Genomic DNA, 7,078 nt, shown 5'->3' on the forward strand with positions numbered 1-7,078 from the left:
CCGAAGGCTCGATGAACGTCGTCAACGATGCTTTCATCGCCGACATGGAAGCGGCAACGAAGCAGATTGCCGCGGACGAAAGCATCAAGGGCGTCATCCTGACGTCGGCCAAGAAGACGTTCATGGCCGGTGCGGACCTCAAGCAGCTGGTGAATGGGTTCAGCACGCTGACGCCGCAGGAAGCCTATGCCTTTTCGAAGCGCGCCACCGACATGCACCGCGCCATCGAACAATCGGGCAAGCCCTGGGTGGCGGCGATCAACGGCCTGGCGCTGGGCGGCGGTTTCGAGCTGGCGCTGGCCTGCCACCGGCGCATCCTGGTGGATGATGCCGAGGCGCAGATGGGTTTGCCCGAAGTCAATGTCGGTCTGCTGCCCGGATCGGGCGGCACGGTGCGGTTGGGCATCATCGCGGGAATGAAGATCGCGCTCGACCTGCTGCTGTCGGGCCGCTCGGTGGGGCCGCAGGAAGCGCTCAAGCTCAAGATCGTGGACGAGGTCGTCCCGGCGGACAAGCTGATCGACGCGGCCAAGGCGTGGCTTGCGACCGGGCCTGACCCGGTCAAGCCCTGGGACGTCAAGGGTTGGACGCCGCCGCAGAAGAAGGGCCTAACCATTCCTGAGGTTTCGGCCGCCTACATGATGTATACGGGCGGTCTCGCCAAGGTGGGTTATAATCAACCCGCGCCGGCCGCGATCCTAAACTCGGTGTTCCACGGCTTGCAGTTGCCCTTCGACAAGGCGCTGGCGGTCGAGGGAAAATATTTCGCCAAGCTGCTGACCGATCCGGTCGCGCGCAACATCATCCGCACCACCTTCATTTCGAAGCAGGCGGCCGAAAAGGGCGCGCGTCGTCCCGAAGGCTTCCCCAAGTTCGAAGCCAAAAAGATCGGCGTGCTTGGCGCGGGCATGATGGGCGCGGGCATCGCGTTCGTCTCGGCCAATGCGGGCATCGACGTCGTGCTGATCGACCGTGACACTGCGACGGCGCAGAAGGGCAAGGATTATTCGGCCAAGGTGTTGGGCAAGCTGGTCGAAAAGGGCAAGCTGACGCAGGACAAGGCGGACGCCGTTCTCGCCCGCATCACCCCGACCGACGACTTCGCGCTGCTCGATGGCTGCGACATGGTGGTCGAAGCGGTGTTCGAGGATACGGCGATCAAGGCCGAAACCACGAAGAAGGCTGAAGCCATATTGCCGGCCCAGGCCATTTTCGCGTCCAACACCTCGACCCTGCCGATTTCCCAACTCGCCCAGGCGTCGCGCAGTCCGGACCAGTTCATCGGTCTGCACTTCTTCTCTCCGGTCGACCGAATGGGACTGGTCGAAGTCATCATGGGCAAGCAGACCAGCAAGGAAACGCTGGCCAAGGGGCTCGATTTCATCGCCCAACTGCGCAAGACGCCTATCGTCGTCAACGACAGCCGCGGCTTCTACACCAGTCGCGTGTTCCAGATGTTGATCCACGAAGGCGCGGCGATGCTGGCGGAGGGCGTGCCCCCCGCGGTGATCGAGAACGCCGCCAAGGCGGTGGGGATGCCGGTCGGGCCGCTCGCGCTGCTGGACGAACTGACCCTCGATCTGCCGCTCAAGATCGTCGACCAGGCGATCACCGAGGAAGGCGACAAATATACGCCGCCGGCAGGCACTGCCGTCATGCGTCGGATGAAGGACGAGATCGGCCGGTCCGGCCGGAAGACCGGCGGGGCGTTCTATGATTATCCCGAAGGCGGCAAGAAGCATCTGTGGAAGCGCCTGGCCGATCACTTCCCGGTCAGGCAGGATTGGGATGTCGAGGAGCTGAAGAAACGCTATCTCTACGCGCAGGCGATGGAAACCGCCCGCTGCCTGGAGGAAAATGTGCTGGAAACTCCGCAGGATGCCGATCTGGGCGCGATCTACGGCTGGGGTTTCCCGGCTTGGACCGGCGGGACGATCAGCTACATTGATACAATTGGCATTAAGACGTTCGTCGAGGAATCTGATCGGCTCGCGCAGCTTTATGGTCCGCGCTTCCTGCCGTCCGCATGGCTGCGCGACAAGGCGGCAAAGGGTGAGGATTTCTACTCGCCTGCGAGCGAAACCACGATCAAGGAGCCGATGCCGGCATGAAGCGTCTGATCTTCGAGTCGGAACATGAGCAGTTCCGCGACTCCGTCGTCAAGTTCATGACGACGGAGGTGGGCGCGCACGCCGAACGCTTTCGCGAACAGGGCATGGTCGATAGGGGGCTGTTCCTGAAGGCCGGTGAACAGGGCCTGCTCTGCACCTGGGCGGACGAGAAATATGGCGGGGCGGGGATCGACGATTTCCGCTTCGAGCAGATCATCATCGAGGAGAATATGCGCCACGGCGACATAGGCTTCTACATCAACCTGCATAATGATCTGGTCGCGCCCTATATCGCCAAGCTCGGTACCGACGAACAGAAGGACCGCTGGATGCCCGGCATCGTCAGCGGTGAGAAGATCCTGGCAGTCGCGATGACCGAACCGTCGACCGGCAGCGATCTCGCTGGCATGCGCACCAGTGCGGTGGACAAGGGCGACCATTGGCTGCTGAACGGGGCCAAGACCTATATTTCCAACGGCATCCTTAGCGATCTGATCGTCGTCGCCGCGCGGACCGATCCCAATAGCCGCCACGGTCTGGGCCTCATGGTCGTGGAACGCGGGATGGAAGGCTTCGAGCGCGGGCGCAAGCTGGCGAAGATGGGGCTGAAGGCGCAGGATACCGCTGAACTCTTCTTCAACGACGTCAAGGTGCCCAAGGAGAATGTGCTGGGCGATCCGACGCAGGGCTTCAAATATCTCGCACGCTTCCTGGCGCAGGAGCGGCTGGTCGCGGCCATCGGCTTCATGGCGACGGCGCAGACCGCGTTCGACATCACGCTCGATTATGTGAAGGAACGCCGGGCGTTCGGAAAGCCGATCGGCGCGTTCCAGAATACGCGATTCAAGATGGCGTCGATGCGGGCCGAACTGGACGCGATCCAGACCTATGTCGACCAGTGTGTGATGCTGCTCAACGCTGGCGAGCTGACCGCCGAGGACGCGTCAGCCGCCAAGCTTCTGACCAGCGAGCTGGAAGGCAGGGTGATGGACGAATGTGTCCAGCTTCATGGCGGCGCGGGCTATATGGAAGAATACCGCATCAGCCGCATGTATACTGACGCCCGCATCAGCCGCATCTTCGCCGGAACCTCGGAAATCATGCGCGAAATCATCGGACGCGGGCTAGGCTTGGACGAGCGCAAGCTGTCCTGACCTCTGGATCGGGGATGAGTCGAATGCTTGAAGTCGAACGATTGCGCGGTTTCCGGGTGCCGGAAGCGCAAGATGTCTGCGATCCGCGCGGGGCGATCCTCTATGCCCTGGGGGTTGGCGCCGGTTTGGGCGCCATAGATGAGCAGAATTTGATTTTCGAACGCGATCAGGCCGTGTTGCCGACCATGGCGCTGGTCCTGGGGACACCCGGCTTCTGGCCGATGGCGCCGGAACTGGGCTGGGACTGGCCGCGCATCCTGCATGGCGAGCAGACGCTGAAACTGTTCCGTCCGCTCGAACTGGGCCAGTTGGTCAGCGGCCGGATCGAGATTATCGGTCTCGCGGACAAGGGGGCAGGCAAGCCTGCGCTCGTACGGGCAAAACGCGTGATCACCACGCCGACGGACCGTCCGATCGCCGAGATGGAGGAAGTGTGGGTCTTGCGCGGCGCGGGCGGTTTTGGCGGGCCGCGTGATCTTGACGGGCCGGCGCCGGTCGTCATGCCGGATGCGCCGGCGGACGCATATCTCGATCTCCCGACGGCCTCCAATCAGGCGATGCTCTATCGCCTGACCGGTGATCGCAATCCGCTGCATGTCGACCAGGGCACGGCGCAGGCGGCGGGTTTCGACCGGCCGATATTGCATGGCCTCGCCACCATGGGGCTGGCGGCGCGCGCGCTGATCCATCTGTGCTGTGACGGCGATCCGAGTTTGTTGACCGGCATGCGTGTGCGTTTTACCGCCCCGGTCTGGCCGGGCGAAACGGTTCGGACGGAAATCTGGCGCAGGGGTGACACCATATCGTTTCGGGCGAGCGTGCCTGACAGGAACAGCATCGTCATCGATGGCGGCGAGGCCCGCATCGGTGGTTTCAAGGAAGAACGGGACGCATTGACGTGAAGATATTGGATGGCAAGGTCGCACTGGTGTCTGGCTCTGGACGGGGCATCGGGAAAGCTATCGCGCTGAAACTGGCCAGTGCCGGCGCCCATGTCGTGGTGAACGACCTGGACGAGGATGTCGCAAAGGCGACGGCGAGCGAAATCGAAAGCCTGGGCGTCCGCGCCGTGGTGTGTGTGGGCGACGTGACCGAGGCCGATTTCGGCGATAAATTTGTGGGAGCGGCGGTCGCGCATTTCGGCACGATCGACATCATCGTTAACAATGCGGGCTATGCTTGGGATTCGGTGCTTCAAAAGACGAGCGACGAGCAATGGATGGCCATGCTCGACGTTCATCTCAATGCCCCTTTCCGCATTTTGCGCGCCGCGCAACCGGTGATCGCCGCCGCTGCGAAGAAGGAGGCCGCCGAACATGGTCGGGCCACACGCCGTACGGTCATCAATATATCCTCCGTGGCGGGTCTTGGCGGCAATGCCGGTCAGTCGGGCTATGCGGCGGGCAAGGCGGGGATCGTCGGTCTCACCAAGACGGTGATGAAGGAATGGGGGCGACATAATGTCACCGTCAACGCGGTGGCTTTCGGCGCCATCATGACGCGCATGACCGCGGGCGAGGCGGGCAGCACGACCATCAGCGTCAAGGGTCGGGACATCAAGGCCGGCGTCAGCGACGAAATATTGGAAGCCATGGAAAAGGGCATTCCGCTGGGCCGCGCCGGCACGCCGGAAGAAGCCGCCGGCGCCGTCTACCTGCTATGCCTGCCCGAAGCCGATTATATCACCGGCGAGGTGATCGTCGCGGGCGGGGGCTGGAAACTCTGACGATATGATGGGCGGGCCTTGGCACCCGCCCTCGGTCAGTCGGGCCAGCCAGGCGTGCGACCGTGCATGGCCAAAAAGATGGAACGCATGAGATCGGGTACGGATCCGGCGCCGATGCCAGTGCCGAAATTGATCCCCCGCCGCTCATATATCCGCCATCCCTCGGCCGTGCGCCGCAGCCTGTCCTCATAGCCGCCCACGGCGAGAAGGTCGGTGGGGCGCAGCGGATCGGCATCGGGGATATCGAACCACTGCCATGCCATGACGCGGCTGGCTGCGCGCGCTTCGTCGCCGTTCACCTCTATCACCACATTGGAGATGTTATGCGAACAGCCCATTAGAGCGCCCTGATAACCCATGCACTGGGCATGGATGGCCTCCCGCCCCACGGAACGCGCGCTGCCAAAGTCGATCGATCCATCCTCTGTGAACACTTCCTCCGCAATGCGGTGAAACTGCATCGAATCTACCAGATGGGCGTAACGATAGAGGCATTCCTCGATCGCGAGGCGGTCCGCCAGCATGGCGAGGTCGATCATCATGGCGAATATCTTTCTTTACCGGCCGCGAGGGTGGGGGGCTTATTTCAGCCGCAGCCAACGACCCCGCCGTCAACCGGAATCTGTGCGCCGGTGACATAAGCGCCCGCGCGCGAACACAGGAAAATGACGATGCCTGCAATATCGTCCGGCGAACCTAGACGTTGGAGCGGAATATGCGCCAGCAGGGCAGGATCGACCTGATCCTCATCCCGCATATGCGCCGTCATTTTGGTTGGGAAGAAGCCGGGAATGACCGCATTGACGGTGATGTTACGCGCCGCCAAATCGCCGGCCAGATCGCGCGTCATCATATGGACCGCAGCCTTGCTCGCGGCATAGCTGTACGCGCTGAGCCGCTCTGTCTTCATCCCCGCGACCGAACCGATGTTGATCACCCGCGCCGGATCGCCAGCCTTTCCGGACGCGCTGAGTTCGGGCAGGAGTTCCCGGACCATGGTAAACGGCGTCTGGACGTTCACGGCCATCACGCCCGGCCAAGCCTTGTCGGGGAAGCTGTCGATCGGCCCGCCCCAGGTCTTGCCCGCGTTGTTGACCAATATATGGCATTCTCCGACCGCTTCGCGATAACGGGCGACGAGGTCGACCGCCGCCTCGGGCGACGACAGGTCAGCGGTGAGGGGGATGCACGATCCCAGCGTGGCCATCTCCCGGGCGGCATCTTCGCAGATGTTGGCCTTGCGGGATGTGATCGCGACTGTCGCGCCAGCCCGCAGCAGACCTTCGGCGATCATGCGGCCCAGACCTTGCGCGCCGCCGGTGACCAGCGCCTTCTTGCCGGCCAGGCTGAACAGATCGCTCACATCGTCACCACGACTTTGCCGAACTTGTGCTGGTCGCGCAGATGCAGAAGCGCCTCTTTGGCCTGGGCAAGCGGATAGGTCGCCTCGATCACCGGCTTGATTGCATGTTGCTCGGCAAAGGCGAGCATTTCCTTGAAGTCCTGCGGATCGCCGACCTGGCTGCCGACGATGCTGGCGCTCTTGAGGAAGATGTCGGTGGCGTTGAACTTGATCTCGTTGCCGGCGGTAGACCCGTAGATGACGATCCGCGCGCCCGGATTGATGGCGCGGACATAATTGGCGAAGCTGGGCGATGGCGCGCCGTCCAGCACCACGTCGATGCCGCCGGTGAGTTTGCCGACCTGCTTGCGCCAGTCGGGATCGGTGTACAGCAGACCGCCCTTGGCCCCCATTGCCACGGCACGATCGATCACGTCCTGGTTTTCGCCGGTGACATAGACATTGGCGCCCTTGGCCACGGCAAAGGCCAGGCCGAACGTGGCCACGCCGCCGCCTACGCCGCTGATGAGCAGCGTCTCTCCCGCTTCCAGCCGTCCCTTGAACATAAGCGCGCGCCACGAGGTCAGCGCCGTCAGCGGCATGGCCCCGGCTTCCTCGAAACTCATGAAGGCCGGCTTGGGCGCCAGATTGTCGACCGGCACGCAGATATACTCGGCGATCGTGCCGGCGAAGGGCATACCGAGCAGGCCGAAATCGGCGGCTGGCGCGTGGCGGTTCGGCCCCC

General features: G+C 63.1%; 7 protein-coding genes. 4 read left to right on the forward strand and 3 right to left on the reverse strand.

From position 1 onward, the window contains the following. The 4 genes from ACFC3J_RS21480 to ACFC3J_RS21495 all read left to right on the forward strand — a co-directional run. On the forward strand, positions 1-2,111 hold a 2,111-nt coding region (locus ACFC3J_RS21480), incomplete at its 5' end, for a 3-hydroxyacyl-CoA dehydrogenase NAD-binding domain-containing protein (protein ID WP_375198011.1). After that, positions 2,108-3,265: an acyl-CoA dehydrogenase family protein gene (locus ACFC3J_RS21485; protein WP_375198012.1), complete on the forward strand. Its 1,158-nt coding sequence runs from the start codon at positions 2,108-2,110 to the stop codon at positions 3,263-3,265. The genes ACFC3J_RS21480 and ACFC3J_RS21485, both read left to right, overlap by 4 nt. A 14-nt stretch (positions 3,266-3,279) precedes the next feature. Continuing rightward, the gene (locus ACFC3J_RS21490; RefSeq protein ID WP_279776277.1) at positions 3,280-4,167 is read left to right on the forward strand and encodes a MaoC/PaaZ C-terminal domain-containing protein; all 888 of its coding nucleotides are present in this window, start codon (positions 3,280-3,282) and stop codon (positions 4,165-4,167) included. Next, positions 4,164-4,991 (forward strand): SDR family NAD(P)-dependent oxidoreductase, encoded by an 828-nt coding sequence (locus tag ACFC3J_RS21495; RefSeq protein ID WP_279728653.1) that lies wholly within the window; start codon positions 4,164-4,166, stop codon positions 4,989-4,991. Before ACFC3J_RS21490 ends, ACFC3J_RS21495 begins: the two co-directional genes overlap by 4 nt. 35 nt (positions 4,992-5,026) lie before the next feature. On the opposite strand, the gene ACFC3J_RS21500 is transcribed toward ACFC3J_RS21495, so the two are convergent. From ACFC3J_RS21500 to ACFC3J_RS21510, 3 genes are all read right to left on the reverse strand, one after another. After that, complete coding sequence (locus ACFC3J_RS21500) at positions 5,027-5,533, reverse strand: nuclear transport factor 2 family protein (RefSeq protein ID WP_279728652.1); 507 nt, start codon at positions 5,531-5,533, stop codon at positions 5,027-5,029. Positions 5,534-5,577: 44 nt separating this feature from the next. Continuing rightward, on the reverse strand, positions 5,578-6,354 hold the full coding sequence (locus ACFC3J_RS21505) for an SDR family oxidoreductase (RefSeq protein ID WP_279728651.1): 777 nt from the start codon (positions 6,352-6,354) through the stop codon (positions 5,578-5,580). After that, a partial coding sequence (locus ACFC3J_RS21510; protein ID WP_375198013.1) for a zinc-binding alcohol dehydrogenase family protein occupies positions 6,351-7,078 on the reverse strand: 728 nt, incomplete at its 5' end. The genes ACFC3J_RS21510 and ACFC3J_RS21505, both read right to left, overlap by 4 nt.

Source organism: Sphingobium sp. (assembly GCF_041987595.1).
Taxonomy (GTDB): Bacteria; Pseudomonadota; Alphaproteobacteria; order Sphingomonadales; family Sphingomonadaceae; genus Sphingobium.

Bases quoted from the DNA above. Each gene is read 5' to 3' on its own strand.
- ACFC3J_RS21500 (WP_279728652.1), bottom strand. From the start codon at position 5,533: ATGATGATCGACCTCGCCATGCTGGCGGACCGCCTCGCGATCGAGGAA.
- ACFC3J_RS21485 (WP_375198012.1), top strand. From the start codon at position 2,108: ATGAAGCGTCTGATCTTCGAGTCGGAACATGAGCAGTTCCGCGACTCC.
- ACFC3J_RS21490 (WP_279776277.1), top strand. From the start codon at position 3,280: ATGAGTCGAATGCTTGAAGTCGAACGATTGCGCGGTTTCCGGGTGCCG.